Below are 18354 nucleotides of genomic sequence, written 5' to 3' on the forward strand. Positions count from 1 at the left end.
CGCATTTGTACTGGAGACGCCGTGTCCGTCGCTGTCGCCATCGACCCCGCCGCCCTCGACCGCCTTCTCGACCCTTTCGACCGCACCGACGCGCCCGGCTTCGCCCTCGGCGTCGCCCATCGGGGCGTGCCGATCTACCGGCGAGGCGTCGGCATGGCCAGCGTGGAGCTGCCGGTGGCGCTGTCTCCCTCCATTCGCATGAGGATCGGCTCCACCTCCAAGCATTTCTGCGTGCTCGCGGTCATGCTCCTGGCCGAGGAGAGACGGCTCTCTCTCGACGACAGCCCGCGCCGGGTGATCCCGGAGCTGCCGACCTGGGCCGAGGCTATCACCCTGCGCCAGCTGATGTCGCACACCAGCGGCATGCGCGACAGCCTGGACCTCGTGATGCTGAGCGCCGGACCCGGGCGGCCGATCCCGCCGCGCGCCCAGCTAGAGATGCTGACTTCCATCGACAGCGTCAACTTCCCGCCCGGCGCCAGCTGGAACTACAACAACGGCGGCTATGTGCTGCTGACCGAAATCGTCGAGCGGATCACCGGCCAGAGTCTAGGCGAGGTGCTGCGCGAGCGCATCTTCGAGCCCGTGGGCATGCACGACACCTGCCTGCGGCTGCTGGACACCGACCTTCTGCCAAACAGCGCCACCCTGCACCTTCCGCGGCCTGACGGCGGCTGGACTCGCGGCGTCTTCGGCCCGCCGGTGGCGGGGGAGGGGGGGATCGTCTCCACCGTCGACGACATGCTCCGCTGGCTCGCCCACATGTCGGCGCCGCGGGTGGGAAGCCCCGCCTCCTGGGAGGCGATGACGACACCCCGGGCCAGCCATGGCTACGGCCTCGGCCTGACGGTGTCGGACCATCGGGGGCTGCGTACGGTCCATCACGCCGGCGGGGTGGTGGGCGGCTCCAGCCAGATGTTGAAGGTCCCGGACCATGAGTTCGACCTCATCCTGATGACCAACGGCCGCAACGCCCTGGCGATGTACGACCTGGCGGATGCGGTGATCGACGCCTGCTTCACCGGCCTTCCCACGCGGCCGCAGGACGTGGGCGGGGCGCCGGCGACCGGAGTGTTCCACTCCCGCGCCACCGGCCGGGTGCTGGGCCTGGGCGAGCGCGACGGCGACCAGGTCCTCGATATCGCCGGCATGAGCCTGCCGGCCCGGCGCGACGAAACCGGCGCGATCACCGCCCCCATTCTGCCGACGGACCTGAAGCTGCTGCCGGTGCGTCACGAAGACAAGGTGGTCGCCCTGGAGGCGGAGGAGTTCGGCCAGACCGAGCGGCTCGAGCGGGTGAAGCCGCCGGCGGACGCACGCCTTATGGAGCGCGACTACGCCTGCCCTTCGGCGGGTCTGAGTGCCTTCGTTCGGGTCGACGGAGAGCAGCCGACCCTGACGCTGGCGAGCCCCTGGGGATCGACAGACTACGGCCTGTCGGCGATCGGCCCAGATCTCTGGCTCGGGGCGGGCCTTTCCGCACTGCCCGTCGGGGTCAGCCTGGAGTTCGACGAGGTCGGCTTCCTGCTGACCAGCGGCCGCACCGTCCGGCTGCGGTTCGAACCCGCATGACCGGGCTCGCGGCGACTCCCACCTATCCGCCGGCGGCGGCCGCCCGGCGCGGCCTTACGGTGCTGGTCCTCCTGGCGTTCCTGACCTCGATGGACATCACCCTGACGGCGCTCCTGATCGAGCCGATGAGGCTGGAGCTCGGCCTGAGCGACGTCCAGATCGGCCTGCTCCAGGGCACCGTCTTCGGCCTGTCCTACGGCCTAAGCTCGCTGGCCATGGGCTGGCTCATCGACCGGCGCAACCGCGTGCGCCTCCTGCTGGCCGGGATCGTGGTCTGGGGGCTCGCCATCGCCGGCACCGGGCTGGCGGACTCCTTCGGGCCCCTGGTCGCCTGGCGCATCGCGCTGGGGGTGGTCACCGCGCTTTTGGTGCCGGCAGGGCTCTCGATCATCGCCGACCTGTTCCCGCCAGAGAGGCGATCCGTGGCCACCAGCCTGTTCGTCGGCGGCCAGGCGTGCGGCCAGGCAGCCGGCATCCTGATCGGCGGCTCCGCCTTCGACCTGCTGACGCGGCTGCCCCCGGTCCTCGCGGGCCTGACTCCCTGGCGCGCCCTCTATGTGGGGGCGGCGGCCCTCTGCCTGGTGCTGTTCCTTCTCCTGTTCGCGCTTCGCGAGCCGGACCGCCAGGAAAAGACGGCGGACGGAGGCGGCGCTGCCGGTTGGCGGGAGCTGTGGACCCATCGCCGCTTTCTGGCGCCCCTGCTGGGAGGGCTGCTGTTCGCCGTGGTCGCCGCCCAGGGCGCCCACGTCTGGCCGGCGCCTCTGCTGATGCGCAACTTCGCCCTCACCCCCGGCGCCTTCGCCGGCTGGCTGAGTGCGGTGACCCTCGCCGGCCTGATCATAGGCGCCTTGGCCGGAGGACAGCTGGCCGAACTCGGCCGGCGGCGGGGCGGTCGCGCGGCCGTGCTGCTGCCGGCGGCCGTCGCCGCCCTGTTGATCGCGCCGCTGTCGCTGTTCGCCGTCGCGACCACCGTTCAGATGTTCGCCGTCTTGATCGGACTCGCCCTGATCTGCGCCGGTCTTATTCCGACCGTCGGCGCCATCGCCCTGACCCTCAACCTGCCCAATGAGATCCGCGGCCGGGGCATCGCCGCCTATGTCCTGACCACGGCCCTGGGGACGGCGACGGCTCCCGCCGCCATCGCCCTGATCGGAGACCTGCTCGGCGGCGAGGCCATGCTCGGCCAAGCGGTGGTCGTGGTGTCGGCGCCGGCCGGCCTGCTGGGCGCCGCCTGCTTCATGCTGGCGATGCGGGGCGACCGGCGACCGGAGGCCACGGCGCGGGCATGAGGGGTCGGCGGCTGGAGGCGTGGATCGAGCCGCTCGCCTTTCGCGAACCCCTGCGCATCGCTGGCCGGACGCTTCCCGGTATCCCCGGCGTGCGGGTCAGGATCGTGGAAGGGCAAGCGGCGGGCCGCGGCGAGGCGGGGGGCGTCTTCTATCTTGGAGACGGTCCGGACGCGATGCTGGCGGCGATCGAGGAGGTGCGGGCCGAGATCGAGCGAGGCCTGGACCGGGGTCGGCTGCAGGCGCTGCTGCCCGCCGGCGGTGCCCGCAACGCGCTCGACGCGGCGCTCTGGGAGCTGGAGGCGGCGCTGGCTGGAGAGCCGGTCTGGCGCATGGCTGGCCTGCCCCAGCCGCGCCCGCTGGTCACCACCTGTACGCTAGGCGCCGATCCCCCGGACGTGCTGGCGGCGCGGCTGGCGGCGTTTCGCGAGGCGCGGGCGTTTAAGCTGAAGCTCGAGGGCGATCTGGAGGCCGACCGCGAGCGTCTGGCTCTGATCCGCAAGGCGTGGCCGGACGCCTGGCTGATGGCAGACGGAAACGAGGGATATCGTGCGGATCAGCTGGAGGCGCTCTTCAGCACGCTTGTGCGGTTCGGGGTGAGTTTGCTGGAGCAGCCGCTCCCTCGCGGGCAGGATGAGGTTCTCGCCGGATGCAATCCGCCCCTTCCAGTAGCCGCCGATGAGAGCCTCCAGGGGCTGGCAGACCTGGAGGGGCTCGTCGGGCGCTACCAGGTGGCCAACATCAAACTCGACAAGTGCGGCGGCCTGACGGAGGGGCTGAAGATGGTCGCCGTGGCCCGACGGCTGGGGCTCCGACTGATGATCGGCAACATGGGCGGCTCCAGCCTCGCCGCCGCTCCCGCCTGGCTTCTGGCCCAGGTTTGCGACTACGTGGACCTGGACGGGCCGATCTTCCTTGCCGCGGACGTGCCGGGCGGTGCCCGGTACGAGAACGGTCTCGTCGATATGCCGGACGACTTCTGGGGAACGGGCTCCCCTCCAGACTGACTGCTTCTCGCGCCAGGCTGCGTGGGCAGAAGCCCAGTGGTCTTGGATTCCGCTTCGCTGCTCGAGCGAAGGTCGTCTCTTCGGCAAGGTGAGAATGTCCGGTTCTGGCGCGTAGCGGCTATCAAGAGCGTAGAATGAATCAGACGGTGGGGCGATTTTAATGGAGGTTTGCCAGGCGCCAGATGATGCCTTGGAGATGTCAGAGCAGATCGACCTGTGACGTCATGCCGGGCTCGCAAGCGGGCCCGGTAAACGTGGCCTAAGGGTGGGAAGCGGGCACAGGAACTGACTGTTGCCCCTTTTGTTACGGGGAGGGAGGATATGTCTGATGTTCAAGACCCCCTGGATTCGTTGGGCGACCGTTGTGGGCTTCGCGCTCGGCGGGTTTTTCGACGGCATCTTGCTCCATCAGATACTCCAGTGGCATCACCTCCTCAGTCTGGTTCCGGAAGTCTCCAGCCTCCGCTTCCAAGTGCTCTGGGACGGCTATTTCCACGCGCTCATGTATATAATCGCTGCCGCGGGCCTCTGGGGGCTTTGGCGGGCGCGGGATCAGGTGATAGGGCGATGGGGGCTTCAAACCCTCGGAGCGATTCTGATCGGTTTTGGCATCTGGCACGCTATCGACAGCGTGCTCTCTCATTGGGTGCTCGGCATACACCGGATCAAATTGGACAGCCCCAACCCACTGGTATGGGATCTGATCTGGTTTTTCGCCTTCGGCGTCCTGCCGCTCATCGTCGGCTTCTTGCTCATGCGGCGTGGAACAGGGGAGCCCGGCCTTCGCTCGCCAACAACGACTGTCATGCTTCTCGGCTTGCTTACGGTGGGTATGGGTCTTTGGGCTATGCAGCAGCCGCAGGATCAACCGGAATTCACAACGGTTGTATTCCGGCCGGGGGACGGGCAGGAGGCGGCCATCAGAGCCATGTTCGCCACTGATGCTCGGTTGGTCTGGTCAGACACCGAAATGTCGGTCTTCGTCTTCAGTGTTGCTCCATCGCGCCGTTGGTCCTTTTACCAGCATGGTGCGCTGTTAGTCAGCGGCTCGGGACTGCCTGCAGGGTGCTTTGATTGGAGCCGTGCTTAGGTCAGCGACGGGTCGCTTAGCGACTTTGGCTCTGCTTTGTATGGCCCCGGCATCGTCAGGTTTGCGCTGAGCGAAGGGTGCGACCAGTGACGATGAACGCCCTTGACATCGCCAGAGCATAGCAGCGGCAAGGCCGCTTCGATTTGCGACAACGGCCAGTCCCACCAGCGCATTTCGAGCAACATCGCGAAGTCCTTCTCAGCAAACCTCCGGCGGATCACGCGCGCTCATATGGCGCGACATCTTTAGTAACGACCGCTCGGCTCCCGATCATGGCTCTATCGCCAACCCGAACGCCCGGCATAATCCCCTCTGCTGTTGATGCTTCGCCGAGCGCGCCGGAAAGGTCAGCTCCAAAGGCGTTGAAGTATCTCACCGCCATGCCTTCGATCCCGCCTGCCCGGTCATAGGCTGCAATAAGGCGCTCAGCGCCAGCTTGCTGACGACGTAAGGATTGACCGGGCTTGTGACGTCGTCCTCGTCCAGTTGACCCTTTGCAGCAGAGCCGTAGACGGCGGCCGTCGATAAAATGACAACACGCCGTACGCCGCGGTGCGCATGGAGGCCAGCACGGCTGCGACGCCGTCCAGGTTGACGTCCCAAAATTCTGGGGGCTTGACCATGGATCGACCGACCTCCATCAGACCGGCGAAATGGAGCACGGCCCCTATCGCGTAACGCCGGATGCAGTCCGCGAGCGCCCGGCTGTCCCGGACATCGTCAGTCACAAGAGGTCCAAACTGCACGGCCTGCGCGAGGTCGAAGACGACGGACTCCACGCCCGCCGCCGCCAGCGCCTTGCAGGCGTGGCGAGGCCAAGCCGCGACTATCGCTGCCGCACATAGACCAGAGTTGCGCCTTTCCAGACTTCGACCCGGCGCCTTCCGGGCATGCAAAGGAGCTCGGAAGCGCCGCGGCATCGAGCGGCGCTCGGCGAGGGCAGGCTCAGAAACTCGGAAACCGGATCGCCGCCCAAAGTGAAATATCGGAACTCATATATGTCGCTCATCCTGCCGGAAGCCGCGCTCACGCAGCCCGTTGCCTATGTCCAGAGTAGGACCTCGGCCAGCGAGGCGCCGGCTCGGGGATCGCTGGGAGTCAGAATGAAGCGACGGCGCGCCTACGACTTTAGCAGCTAGGAGGATGCCATATGAACGCACAAGAAACCCGGGCGAGCGCCCTGGCCGGCATGGCGCTTCAGCTCTCATTGTTGACAAGCTGGTGGAAAAGAAAGCGCTCACCTCGTAGGCTCGCCAAAGCATCTTGCGCGGGGCGGACGGGCGGCTAGAGGCAAGCGCCAATGGGGCGGTAAGCGGCGACTTCTTGGCTTCGCTTCGTAGCGAACTTGGGATCGAGACCGTAAAAAGATAAGGCCGAGCATTCGATGTTCCAGCGCCGCGCACGACGAGCGCGCTTTACGCGGCCGTCGTGCGCGGCGCAGATGCTAGATGTTCGAATCGGTTCTGACCCAATCGGCCGTCTCTTAATCTCTGGCTGAGGCGGGCGGTGTCCGAGGCCAGGGCTAGGCGTCAAGTCGCGTCGGCTCTGGTCGGCCTGTCCCGACATAGCGCTCATATTCTTCCAGAAAGCGGGTCTTCAGCCGGTCCTGATCAGGAGCGTTGCGCTTCAGATGGACAAACCATCCATGCTCCTCTTCGTACATGTGGGTGAGGACCGCCCCTTCGATATGTTCCCATTTGTCCCGCCAGGCCTCGTCACCTGGGTCGATGCTCTCAAGTTCCGCCATCTGCATCTTGGCCGTTGTTTGTTCCGTATAGGCGATTCCGGCCTGCGTCTTATGGCCATGCTGGGCCATGGCGGGGTAGAGGACCAGCTCCTCCGCTACGCTGTGGCCATTGAGGACCACCGCAAGCTGTTGGAACGCCTCGAGGCGCTCAGCGGCGCCCACGGCCGATCGCCCCTTCTCAAAAGCGGCTCGAATGGCCTGGTGGTGGTCCAGGGCAGCGCTTAGCCAGTCGTCCGGCTCGGCAAGCGCTCTTGCCTTGGCGGTGGCCTCGGCGCGTTTCTCTTCGGACGGGACGGGGGTGATGGCTGCGAGCGCCTTATCAATAATAGACATGAGCTTCCTTTCTGTGGCGCCCAAGCAACGATTGGCGGATCGACGGCGTTCCCAGAGTGGTCGAGCGTGGCCCCTTGCCCGCGAACGTGAAGCGCGGCGGGCCGGGATGTCGCGCATCGGGAGAGCTTTCACTGACGCGCAGTTCCGACCTCGCCCTGTCCCGGCATCACCGTCATTCCGGTCGTGCGCTCGTGGCTGGCCGCCTTGTCGTCCGGCTTCGCCTCGACCGCGGTCGGCGGTTTGGCCTTCGAGACAATGACGGATGTCGACGCGAGAAGGAGGTCGCCGGCCGCCCCGCACCGGCTCGCATCTCCGCGCATCTGTCAGCGAGGGAGAGGTGTTCAGGTCGCAATAGGCCGCTCTTTTCTCGACCCTCGGCGCGTGTCTTGATCACCGGCCGTCCTGCTTGGCGTGAATGGCCGCTGCATCTCGATTTTTAGCGCGCTCTCAATAGTGGTGCGCCACCGCGAGGATCTGGCGAAGCCGAGGCGGACGTTAATCGCCTCAGTCTGTGGTCTGGGAGCGCGATGACAGCCATGTTCGGCGAACATCCGCTCGAAGCGTTCCGCGGCCTTCTTCCCCTCAGCTTTGACAAACTCGGCGATAGAGGAGAACCGGCAGCCGTTCGTTGTTCGGCAACCAGTTGTTCTCACGAAGAATGAACGGTTCGGTCTCCATCATTTCCTCTTCTGAGCGGAGGCGTCCGCCGCATGCCTTTCGGCTCGCGAATCTCGATCCACACCGGCGCGTGATCGCTCGTTTTCTCCCAGCCACGCGGACGGGTATCGACTTCGGCCGCCACAAGCCGCGCGGCGGCGGCGGGGTTCAGCAATAGGTGATCGATCCTCAAGCCCGCGTTCCGCTCGAACGCACCGCGCCAGTATTTCCAGAAGGTGTAGATGACGTCGTCGGGGTGCAGGCGGCGGACGGCGTCCGTCCACCCTTGGTCAAGCAACCGGTGGTAGGCGGCCTTCACCTCAGGGGCGAAGAGGGCGTCGTCGCGCCAGCGCTCGGGGGCATAGACGTCCTTATCCGTCGGCATGACGTTGAAATCCCCGGCGACGATGACGGGCGCGTCAAGACCAACCAGACTCGCCAGGTGGGCATGCAGACGATCGAACCAGCGCAGCTTGAAATCGAACTTCGGACCCGGTCGGGGGTTGCCGTTCGGCAGATAGAGGCCGGCGACAAGCACGCCGTTCACGGCCGCCTCAATGTATCGGCTCTGTACGTCGACGGGGTCGCCTGGCAAGCTGCGTCGAGTCTCGTGAATCTCACCGATCCGGCTCAACAGCGCGACGCCGTTCCATCGGCTCTGACCTTGCCATATCACGTCATAACCAAGATCGCGGATGGCGCTCTCGGGAAATTTTTCCTGAGGGGCTTTCAGTTCCTGCAAGCAGACGATGTCCGGTTGAGCTAATTCCAGCCACCGAACAAGGACAGGGAGGCGGCCATTGACCCCATTCACATTGTAGGTTGCGATCTTCACAGGTCCGGCAGCGCCTGGTCAGCGCGTCCCCAAGACGACAGCGCCTTCAGACCTGCGCGCTTCAGCAGTTCGGCCTGATCGCCGACATGGAAGCGAGCCGGGCTTTCGATCGTCTCCATCTCCTTCCAGGTGATCGGCGCGGCGACGGGCGCGCCTTCGCGAGCGCGAGCGCTGTAAGGCATGACGGCGGTCGCGCCGCGCTGATTGCGCAGATAGTCGACGAAGATGCGTCCCTTCCGCTGGGCCTTCGGCAGGGCGGCTGTGAACTTGGTCGGCTCAGTCTGAGCGACTGCAATGGCAAGCCGCCGGGCGAAATCCTTCACTTCGGGCCATTCGGCCCGCGGCGTCAGCGGCGCGATGACGTGAACGCCCTTTCCGCCCGTCACCATGGGGAAGGTCTCCAGCCCGATCGTCTTCAGGATATCTCTGAAACGGAAGGCGGCGGAGCGCACGGCCTCGAAATCGAGACCCACGTCCGGGTCAAGGTCGAAGACCAGTCGGTCCGCCTTCTCGACGTCCTCGATGCGCGCGCCCCAGCCGTGGAATTCGATCGTGCCCATCTGCACGCAGGTCATCAGCCCTTCGGCCGTGTCGATATAGAGGTAAGGTTCCTCCTCGCCGTCCTTCTCCTCGATCGCCACATGACGGACCGCCTCGCCGAAGCTGCCGGCGTCATGTTTTTGGAAGAAGCATTTCTTCGCCCGGCCTTGCGGGCATCGGACGAGGCTGATCGGACGGGACGCGATCCAGGGCAGCATGATCGGCGAGACGGCTGCGTAATAGTCTGCGAGTTGGCCCTTGGTGATCTGGCTCTCGGGATAGATGATCCGCTCGGCGTTGCTGATCGGCACGTTCACCGGCGATTCCGCCGACCTGACCGGCGTCGCCTTCTCGATCACCACGGCCTCAGGCTTCTTGTCGTCTCGCAGGCCGAGATAGCTTGGATGGCGCAGCGTGCCTTCGTTGGTCATTTCGGTGAAGGCGACCTCCGCGACGAGCTTGGGGCGTAGCCAATGGGCGCCGCGGACGTCCGAACGCGGCGCCTCGACCGTCGGCGTGTCTTGCTCGAGCGGACCCATGATGGACATGAGCCGCTGCAGTTCCTTCGAATCGAAGCCTGTCCCGACCTTGCCGGCATAGCGTAGAGCGCCGTCCTCGTTGACGGCGAGGATCAGGGAACGGAAAGCGCGCGATTTGTCCGAAGGCGTCCATCCGACCACGGCGAACTCCTGGCGCTGGATGCATTTGGTCTTAACCCACCCGGATGATCGCGCGCCGACATAGGGGCCGTCGGCCAGCTTGGACACCACGCCCTCCAGACCGGCTGTGCAGAAGCTGTTCAACAGCTTTTCACCGCTCCCACGAATATGGTCGGAGTAGCGGAGTCGCTTCGGCTTCTTGGGCATCAGGTCGCGCAGAAGAGCCTTGCGCTCGAGCAGTGGCAGTCCCGTCAGATCCTCACCGTTTAATTCGAGGAGGTCGAAGGCGACATAGTCGATCCTGTCGGGATCGCCTTTCAATGCGCCCTGAAGCGTCTGGAAGTCGGAGCGGCCTTCGGCGTCGAACACGACAGCCTCGCCATCGAGCAACGCGGACTCGACCTTCAGGCCGGCGGCCGCCTCTACGATCCCGGCGAACTTCTCCGACCAATCCAGACCCGAGCGAGTGAACCCTCGCGCGCGACCGCCGCCGATCGCGATCTCCAGCCGATAACCGTCATATTTCATCTCGTGCAGCCAGCGGTTGCCGCTTGGCACGGCGTCAACGAGCGTCGCGAGCTGGACCGGACGGAAGGCGGGAAGGGAGGTTGTGGACGCCGGGGCGGCGCGGGCCATGGTCAGGACCGACGATCGCCGCGGTCGCCTTGGCCGGGCTTGCTCTCGTGCTTCGCCTTCTGCCGACGGTCAGCGGCGAGCGAGCGGCCCACGTCGTCGGATTCCTTGAACTGACCCTTTTCATCGCGCCGGACGTAGCGCTTGTCCGAGCCCGTATCGATTAACTCGCGTTTGGACATAGAAAGCCTCCTCTCGGGAGTCGCAACGCGACATGGGAGCAAAGGTGCCGTCTGCTGATTGGCAGGCCTTGTCCATGCGCATTGCTGATCTCTTAAAAGGACAATCAGGCTTTGCCGATTTCGTTCCCCCTCATTTCCGGCGGCCCGCAATTTCAGCGGCTCACACGACCGCACGTTGCGGCCGGCCCTGGACCACGTCGCCGCAGAGTTTTGCGCTCCAGGCTACGCGGTCGAGCAGACCGTCGTGCCGGGCATGAGGTCTTGAGGCTAGCTTAGCCTTAGGTGGTGGATTCCTTCGGCTGAGGGCAGTAGAGCGATCTGACGCTTGTGATAGCGAACGATGTCGGGGCTAGGCTCGGCGGTCACATAGCGAAGGCGCCGTCTTTGACGATGCGTTTTCTTCCTCTGCGCCTTGGGCTTAGTGAACTCCTAAAAGCCGTCGGCAGGGATGGGGCAGCGGGACGCGTCGGCGAAAGATCGCCCGTGCGAAAGGAAGTTGGAAGGTCGGCTGTCCGGCAGGGTTTTTCCGGCTCCAAGTCGTCATGGCCAACTGCGGCCCGTCAGCGCCCTGGGTCACGAGAGGACAACGTTGCCTATGCGGTAGTCGACGGGCCCAGGTTGGGCAAGCCAGAGAGGAAGGCCAGCCCGCGTCGCGGAAAGAGGCGGCGAGTGTTCGACATGGCGCATTCACCCGCCGGAATAAGCGGCTTTCACTTGCCGAGAGCGGGGGAGCCGCGAAAGCTCTCCATCCGGCGGCCGAGGGCCGCGCCAAAACCTGCATTCCTCGCGCGAGGACGGCTCGCCCCGGCCGCGGGCTGCTGGCCCCGGAGCGCCACGGCCACGTTAGCTGTGAACGTGTTGGGAAGCAGACTTTTGCGACCAGAGGCGCGCCGGGGGGTTTGGGCAGGGAGCACGGAGAGGAAGATCATGGCCGGACCACAGGAACGATATGGACAGCAATCCCACACGGCGACCGAGATTGCCGCCGACGATGCCGGTGTGAGCGCGGCGGCTGAACGTGTGGAACACAGCGGGGGCGATGAGCCCTTGTCAGATGGGGATCGAGCTATGGCGGCCATGGCTAGCCGGCACAACCGGTTCGCCGGTTCGGCGGTAGGCGTCGGCAGCGTCGGGTTTGACCAGGGCGGAGTCTATACCAGCGCGGATGGCGCTGTCGCCGAAGACGAAGAACTCCTGATGGATGGCCAGGAAGAGGTCTTCGCGGGAACCGATGTCGAACGTGGACGAACCGAACACCACGCCGGCGAAGACCACGCCCCCGTTCGAGGCGGGTCGCACGGCGGAGGTTAGGCCTGCGCTTATCCACACGGTAAGCGCAGGCAGCTCGAGCCCGATCAGGCGCTTCCGTTCCATGATCATACAGCCTTGGCCGCAAAGGTCCGCAACGGACGCAAGGAGCACGTCACATCTGCCTGAGAGAGCCCCGCCAGCCGTGGGGCGACGGGGCGAGGGAGGCGAGGACAGAGCGCGGGTTGATCGGTCGTCAGACACGCCGTCGTCGCCCTGTCCCTCCTGCAAAACGGCTGCCCGAAACAGTTGCCGCCGAATTAATTTCTGCCCTGCACGATGTCACGGTTTGCGGCCCTGGTCTTGGGACCCTGGGAGTCCATAGCCTCGGTCCGGTCGGGCCGATTCGTATGGTTGGCGCCCTGCTGAACCGCCTCTCCTTCAAGGGCGTCGCCCTCGTCCATGTAATCGGACACCTCGCCGGCAGCTGGCGGGGCGAGCGCACTATCGGCGACGTCCGAGGCTGCATAAGAGCGAGGTTCTCCTTTACGGTCCTGGTCTGTAGGCTGATCGCGCGGGGCCGCCGGATCGCTCGCGGCGTTCTGGGCGGTCGCGGTAGACGATGACGTGTTCTGATGTGGCATGTCTTGCTCCTTTGTCGCCTTTATCGAAGGACGCCCGACGCTCTCCGTTCCATACCGCTCAGGCTGGGCCGGCTATTCAGGAACCCAGCGCGGCGCCACGACCTTTACCTGCCTGTCCAGGAGGTCGGTCGTGATTGTGAGTTCTCGCGCCATCCTGCGCGAGCATGCAGGCGTCGAGCTAGTTCGGATTGAGCGGCGTGCCAAGCACCAGCGTGAGATTTCCTTTCGGCTCTCAACCCATCGCAATGACGATCAGCGCCTGATCATGGATGAAGCCGAGGCGCACCAAGCCTTTGCGCGCGAAGTGGCCGCCTCCTTACAAGAGCGCTGCCAGCCTGAGGCCGTACGAGAACTTACGGCTTGACGGCTGCCTGCAAAAGCCATTGGTGGGATCAGTCTAGGGCTTTGGGGGGACGATTGGTGCAAGGCAAATCGACTGAAGAACTGGTTGAGCTAGCGCGGTGCGGAGGCAGCATCACTGTCTATGCAGATACTCGCCCTGTCGACGAGCTTATCAGGATCGCCGGCGCCTTGCAGCCGAGCGCAACGCTGACCCTGATGGGCATGGCCATGCGCTCGACCCAAGACATGTGTAGAATAGCTGAGGCCGCGCCAGGGCGGGTGACGTTCGCTTAGAGTCCGAAGACCAGGAAGACGGACGGCAGTTCAATCAGCAACCCTGGCCTGCGGGGAGGGGGAAATGCACACTTCTTGCTAGGAGGATGAATCCGTCCGCGCCAAGCTTCCTGGTAAAGCCGTGGACCGGATCGAGGGGCGGCGGCGGACCGCACCGTCTCGGCAGCACGGAGACGCGGCTGGAATGGCTGACGCATGTAGAGCCTAGCTCGAGAGGGGCCGCCAAAAGAAGACGAACAACCACCAGTGCGACGGCGCGCGCGGGTCGGGAGGCGAAGTTCGCTAGGAGTGGTTATAAGCCCTGGTCGTGGCTGGCCATGCCCCGCCTCAAGACCATTTCCGAGATCAGCGACGGCGAGGACCCCGCTTCGCCGGGGCCTCCTATCTGATCCTAATCATGGGCGGCGTTTTCGTCCAAGTGGCGGTCTAGACGGCGCCCGAGAGCCCGCTGTCCGGATCACGGGAACGGAAGAGGGAGCTTCGGTTTAGAGTGAGATGGCTTCCGGCATTCATTTCGGCCGCATCCCGGCTAACGCTGTCCATCTGTGCGTCGACATGCAACGCCTCTTTGCGGAAGATACGGCCTGGCGCACGCCATGGATGCCGCGCGTCCTGCCCGTCGTCGTGCGTCTGTGCGAGCGTAAGGCCGAGCGCACCTGTTTCACCCGGTTCATCCCCGCCCGTTCGCCGGGCGAGGGGCGAGGAACGTGGCGGCGCTACTGGGAGCGATGGTCGTCGATCACGCTCGACAACCTGGGTGCCGACAAGGTGGAGCTGTTGCCCGAGCTTCAGACCTTCACCCCGCCCGCCAGGGTGCTGGACAAGGCGCATTATTCCCCGTGGGTCGATACCGGTTTAGCGAGCGCTCTGGCGGCGGGGCACGTGGACACTCTGGTCGTGACCGGAGCCGAGACCGACATGTGCGTGCTCGCGACCGTGCTTGGAGCCGTGGACCTGGGCTTTCGGGTGGTGGTTGTTGCCGACGCCCTGTGCAGTTCGTCTGACCAGTCGCACGACGCCTTGCTGGCTCTTTATCATGACCGGTTCGGCCAGCAGATCGAGACGGCGCAATGCGACGAAGTTCTGGACGCCTGGGCCTAGGCCTCGGAGCGAAGACCCATCCGTGGGAACACGAGCCGTTTGTCAGGGCCATGAAGCGAGATGACGGCCTTGGCTAAGCTCGGACTGCGGCCGGCCGAAACCGGGCATCTCCTCACCGCTTCGCGGACTCTGCCGTCGGCGGATCGGTCTTCGCAGCAAAGCGCTTATAGGCCATCGCAACTCAGCGTCGGCGCAGGAACACCGACGCCCCAGAACGGGGAGCCGGCCATTGAGCGAAGCGCCATTGATTGACCCGCAGATCATCTGGCCCGTGGTCGGTGCGGTTGTCGCCGGCGCATTGATCGGGCTGGAGCGCGAGTACCGCGCCAGCGCGGCCGGGTTCCGTACGCACATTCTGGTTTCTCTCTCCTCCGCGCTTCTCATGCTGGCCGCGGTGCACCAGGTCCACTGGCTGACCGACACGCCGCCGGATATCATCCGCATCGACCCTGTACGAATGGCCCATGGCATCCTCACAGGCATCGGTTTCCTCTGCGGCGGGGTCATCTTTCGCGAGGGCTTCACCGTGCGCGGGCTAACGACCGCTGCGTCCTTATGGTTCACGTCCGCGCTAGGCATCCTCTTCGGTGTGAGTTTTTTCAGTCTGGGGGCGCTAGGGACCATCGCTACCCTACTGGTCCTTGCAGCGGTCAGCCTGACCGACGCGCTCCTTCCCCAGCGACGGTACGCGGAGATCAAGGTCCGCTATCGGGCGGATGCGGCGATCAACATCGCAGGGTTTCGTCTGGCTCTTTCGGGGCACGCCTTGAACCCTCGTAAGATCGACTTGGAGGCCGATGCTCAGGCGCTGACGTTCACCACGATGGTGAGCGGCTATAGGGAGACGAGAGTCGATGCGCTGGCGGCGACGCTGCGGAAGGATGAATCCGTCCTCGCTTTCGAGTGCCGCGCCGGATCGCCTTGAGGCCAATGAATGGCCAAGTCGACCTACTTCCCGACCGCCTTGGCGGCATACTACTTGCGCGACAAGGGATCCACGAGGCCGACGGTCCTGCGTGAAAGAAGCGTTGGCGCACGGCCAACCCGAATTGAGGTGCTGCGTTGTTGAGCTATCGGTTCAACAACAAGGACGTGACGTGATGAACGAGAGAGCCACAGCAGACGAGGGCGGTCTGCCCGGTTTACCGCCTGTCGCACCAAAGCTTCGCTTTCGAAGAGTCGAGGCCGTCGGCGTTTCGATCATCGCCGCAGTGGTTTTTCTAGGCGCTATCGGCTTCATCAAGCCCGAGGAAAGCAACGGCCTGGATCTGGTCGTGCGGGTCGCGATCATCTTCGTCGCGCTGACCGCGGGCTTCCGCTTTCTCGGCAAGCGCGAGCTGAGCCAAATGTCGCCGTTCGAAATCGTCACGCTGCTGCTCATAGCCGAAATCGTGTCCCCCTCTCTCACCGCCGGTGATGAATCGATCCCGGGGGCTTTGATCGGGGCGGCTACCCTCCTGCTCCTCACCTTCATTGACTCGGTCATGACCTACCGACTGAAGTGGTTTCAGACCGTCAGCGAAGCGCCGCCGACGATCGTGATCAATAGGGGACGGCTTGTCGAAGACGTGTTGCACAAGGACCGTGTCAGACCTGACGAAATCCTTTCGGAAATGCGCAAGTCGGGGATCGAGCGCCTGGAGATGGTCAAGTGGGGGGTCTTGGAGCCCGATGGCCGGATGTCGTTCGTCCGCTATGACGGCGAAGACACCGGCGCGGAGGAGCCTATGGTGAGCTAGCATCGTACATGCAGATCCTAGCGACGCCGGAGGGGTGAAGCGGCCGTTGGAATGCGGGTAATCGCCCTCCTCCTTTAATGTCTTGGGGGCGCTCTGGGGCCGTTCCCTGAAACGCCGCGCCAACTGCGGTCTGCTCTGCGGGAACGCCCTACCGCCGCTCGCCTTATCTCCTGAGGCGAAAGGAGAGAGCCATGGTCAAAATGCCCCGCAATCCACCCGACTACCTCAATAATGAGGACGGCACCCTCACGCCGATCAAAGCCGACGCGGTATCTAGAGGCGACCCAGCAGAGCTGCTGCGCGGCGTAGGCCAGGAGAATATCTCAGCCCCCCTGATCACGCCAAGGCCGTCAGACCCGCCTCTTTCTCCGCCAAAGCTCGACGATGACGCCACGCAGATGAAGAAGATCGAAGACGCCGCCGGTACAGAGCCGTCGCCGCCGGGCGTCGCCGAGCCCGAGGGCGCGCGTGAGTTGCCCAGGCCGCCGCTCGCTGATCCTACCTGATGACTAAAGCTGACTTGCGCCGCGATCCGCATGGGCTTGTAGCTGACATGAAAGAGCGCGCGGAGGCGGACAAGACGGCTCAAGGCTCTACGGTAGCTTTGATCACAGGGCCGGTCGGCGTCGGCTCCGCCCTTGTTTAAATGGAGGCCCCATGGCGGCTAAACTAGATTTCGAACGCTGGATGCAAGGGCTGGGCGTGCCCATGGGCGAGGCTATGCGCGCGACCGGGCCCATCATGGAGCGACGGCTGTCAGAGAGCAGTGTCTCCTGGACCGAACTAGACGAGCGCCAAGTCATTGCCCTCTTTGTCTCAGCCTTCAGGGAAGCCGTACCAGCTATTTATCCTCATCGGGACATAGAAGTGCTCAACCAAGCTTTGGATCAGATGCTCGCGAACATCGAAATGGAAACGGCGGCGACGGCCGACGGAAGCAAGACGATTAACTGAGGCATAAGCTCCAGTAGGAGCCGAGCCCGGTGAGCGGCTACTGTCCGGAACTGAACTTATGGGCCCGCGTTCAGCAACCTCTTAGTTGCCTTTAGAGAATTGCTCGATGGCGTAACTATGGCCAAGGTTCAACAAACGATGCGGGAGAAGGTCGACTCCTATTTAAAAGACGCTCTAGCTGAGAACAGTGAGGCCGTCCGCGCTAAGCTTCTTGGCAAAGCCGTATACTGGAACGGCGTGGCCGCCAAGCAGCAGACCGAGTCGCCTTTTGCGGGCCGAGCGAGAAGCGGGCTCGGCACCGCGGGAGATCACGCAGGTTGCGGCTGAGGGCGCATTGAATGCGTCCAGGAAGCAGGAAGCCCGACCTTGGGGACAAAGCGGGCGTCCAAGGGAGCGAAGGTGCCCTTAGGCTGCGGACGACAGCGCCTCGGCGTTGACGGCGGCATCGGCGATACTCGTCAAATCCCCGTCCGTCTGAGACTCTTCCTAAAGGGTCTCGTCTAACAGAGCGGCGGCGTTTTTCAGAGTCACCTGCGCCCAACGGTTCGGTGTGCCGTATCGGGTGATCACATAGTGCTCGACCGCTTGGACCGCGGTTAGAAGCGCGGCATCAAGCGCAAGGGTGTCGTTGGCGCGCGCCTTTGCTGGCGCTCTCGCCAAGGTGCGAAACACTACTCGATCGAACGACCGGGGCTGACTCATTGCTGACCCGGTCGGCTGCTTAGGTTATGAGGAGAATTATTGAAAGCCTAGCCGTGGAGCGTGCCGGTAATGACATCTGCATTGTTAGAGCTGACCAAGACGAGGCAGATTGGTCAAAAGCAACGATCCCTTGGCCAACCTGCCGATGGGGCAGCGCTTGGACCATCTCGCTACGGGCCTCCCGATCATCCTGTCGAGCGCCGAGACCCTTTACGCATCGCGCGAAGCTGTCGGCGCTACGGGGCGCGTGCGCCAGATTCTGCGTAGCCACTCTCGGGAAAAAGCGGCGAAAATCATGATCCTCTTGGACTATGTCAGATGCCCGCCGGGCCTTTCGGATTGCGCCCAGAGCAGCTCGGCGTCGTCTATGACCACGACTCGCGACTGATATGCGCCAGCAACCCGGTTGAGCAGAAGGCTGCGTCAAGTTCGGTCGTGTGACCGTCCTCAGGGGGACATGGTACCCTCGAGCTCCTGCAATGTACGGCCCGAAACCGTGGCGGGTAGGTGCCGACAACAGACAAACGGCGCGTGATCCTGCGGAACTCCCGCAAGTTGACGCGCGATGGAGCGAAAGTCCGGTTTTTGGCCGATAGCCAATGCCCGCTTGTGGCGCGTTTCATACGTAACCCTCTTGAACTGCGGGCCGAGGGTGGCATGACGCCGCTAAGTCCAGCCGGCCTTTGAAGACCTCGGGCGTTCGAAGGCTTGCTACGCCAGGCCTGACCGGTGACAGTAGCCTGGTCCCCGGCAGGCCGCTGCTATGTCCAGGCGCAAGCTAAAGGCGGC

General features: G+C 64.4%; 16 protein-coding genes and 2 pseudogenes. 10 read left to right on the top strand and 8 right to left on the bottom strand.

Annotated elements, in window-relative coordinates; genetic code table 11:
• Positions 1–21: 21 nt before the first annotated feature.
• The 4 genes from DA69_RS04405 (at position 22) to DA69_RS04420 (ending at position 4955) form a co-directional block, all read left to right on the top strand.
• Positions 22–1572, top strand: coding sequence for a serine hydrolase domain-containing protein (locus DA69_RS04405; RefSeq protein ID WP_025977276.1), 1551 nt, complete (start codon positions 22–24; stop codon positions 1570–1572).
• A complete protein-coding gene (locus DA69_RS04410; protein ID WP_051582080.1) occupies positions 1569–2861 on the top strand; it encodes an MFS transporter in 1293 nt (430 codons plus the stop codon). The genes DA69_RS04405 and DA69_RS04410 overlap by 4 nt, the downstream gene beginning before the upstream one ends.
• Positions 2858–3865, top strand: coding sequence for a dipeptide epimerase (locus tag DA69_RS04415; protein ID WP_025977273.1), 1008 nt, complete (start codon positions 2858–2860; stop codon positions 3863–3865). The genes DA69_RS04410 and DA69_RS04415 overlap by 4 nt, the downstream gene beginning before the upstream one ends.
• Before the next feature lie 328 nt (positions 3866–4193).
• The gene (locus DA69_RS04420; protein WP_025977272.1) at positions 4194–4955 is read left to right on the top strand and encodes a DUF2243 domain-containing protein; all 762 of its coding nucleotides are present in this window, start codon (positions 4194–4196) and stop codon (positions 4953–4955) included.
• A gap of 83 nt (positions 4956–5038) precedes the next feature.
• Here DA69_RS04420 and DA69_RS14280 read toward each other — a convergent pair.
• The 7 genes and pseudogenes from DA69_RS14280 to DA69_RS04450 all read right to left on the bottom strand — a co-directional run.
• Positions 5039–5262: pseudogene (locus tag DA69_RS14280) on the bottom strand (type B chloramphenicol O-acetyltransferase); the annotation flags it as partial.
• Between the two features lie 65 nt (positions 5263–5327).
• Positions 5328–5875 (bottom strand): annotated as a pseudogene (locus DA69_RS15100) (NAD-dependent epimerase/dehydratase family protein).
• 602 nt (positions 5876–6477) lie between these two features.
• Positions 6478–7035, bottom strand: coding sequence for a hemerythrin domain-containing protein (locus tag DA69_RS04430; protein WP_025977270.1), 558 nt, complete (start codon positions 7033–7035; stop codon positions 6478–6480).
• Between the two features lie 649 nt (positions 7036–7684).
• On the bottom strand, positions 7685–8527 hold the full coding sequence (xth, locus tag DA69_RS04440) for an exodeoxyribonuclease III (protein ID WP_025977268.1): 843 nt from the start codon (positions 8525–8527) through the stop codon (positions 7685–7687).
• A complete protein-coding gene (ligD, locus tag DA69_RS04445; protein ID WP_025977267.1) occupies positions 8524–10362 on the bottom strand; it encodes a DNA ligase D in 1839 nt (612 codons plus the stop codon). The genes xth and ligD overlap by 4 nt, the downstream gene beginning before the upstream one ends.
• Before the next feature lie 2 nt (positions 10363–10364).
• A complete protein-coding gene (locus tag DA69_RS14520) occupies positions 10365–10541 on the bottom strand; it encodes a hypothetical protein (protein WP_145915895.1) in 177 nt (58 codons plus the stop codon).
• A 1050-nt stretch (positions 10542–11591) separates the two neighbouring features.
• Complete coding sequence (locus DA69_RS04450) at positions 11592–11915, bottom strand: hypothetical protein (RefSeq protein WP_145915896.1); 324 nt, start codon at positions 11913–11915, stop codon at positions 11592–11594.
• A gap of 648 nt (positions 11916–12563) precedes the next feature.
• Here DA69_RS04450 and DA69_RS14525 point away from each other — a divergent pair.
• From DA69_RS14525 to DA69_RS04480, 6 genes are all read left to right on the top strand, one after another.
• On the top strand, positions 12564–12797 hold the full coding sequence (locus tag DA69_RS14525) for a hypothetical protein (protein ID WP_145915897.1): 234 nt from the start codon (positions 12564–12566) through the stop codon (positions 12795–12797).
• 767 nt (positions 12798–13564) lie between these two features.
• Positions 13565–14170 (top strand): cysteine hydrolase family protein, encoded by a 606-nt coding sequence (locus DA69_RS04460; RefSeq protein ID WP_025977264.1) that lies wholly within the window; start codon positions 13565–13567, stop codon positions 14168–14170.
• Between the two features lie 229 nt (positions 14171–14399).
• Positions 14400–15095, top strand: a complete 696-nt coding sequence (locus tag DA69_RS04465; protein ID WP_025977263.1) for an MgtC/SapB family protein — start codon at positions 14400–14402, stop codon at positions 15093–15095.
• A 175-nt stretch (positions 15096–15270) separates the two neighbouring features.
• Complete coding sequence (locus tag DA69_RS14285; RefSeq protein WP_167349634.1) at positions 15271–15909, top strand: DUF421 domain-containing protein; 639 nt, start codon at positions 15271–15273, stop codon at positions 15907–15909.
• 191 nt (positions 15910–16100) lie between these two features.
• Positions 16101–16415 carry a hypothetical protein gene (locus DA69_RS04475; protein ID WP_025977261.1) on the top strand — a complete coding sequence of 105 codons (315 nt, stop codon included), beginning with the start codon at positions 16101–16103 and terminating at the stop codon, positions 16413–16415.
• 151 nt (positions 16416–16566) lie between these two features.
• A complete protein-coding gene (locus DA69_RS04480) occupies positions 16567–16863 on the top strand; it encodes a hypothetical protein (protein ID WP_025977260.1) in 297 nt (98 codons plus the stop codon).
• A 486-nt stretch (positions 16864–17349) separates the two neighbouring features.
• On the opposite strand, the gene DA69_RS14865 is transcribed toward DA69_RS04480, so the two are convergent.
• Positions 17350–17565 carry a DUF892 family protein gene (locus DA69_RS14865; RefSeq protein ID WP_235599218.1) on the bottom strand — a complete coding sequence of 72 codons (216 nt, stop codon included), beginning with the start codon at positions 17563–17565 and terminating at the stop codon, positions 17350–17352.
• Positions 17566–18354 lie beyond the last annotated feature (789 nt).

It is taken from the genome of Brevundimonas naejangsanensis, assembly GCF_000635915.2.
In the GTDB taxonomy this organism is placed as follows: domain Bacteria; phylum Pseudomonadota; class Alphaproteobacteria; order Caulobacterales; family Caulobacteraceae; genus Brevundimonas; species Brevundimonas sanguinis.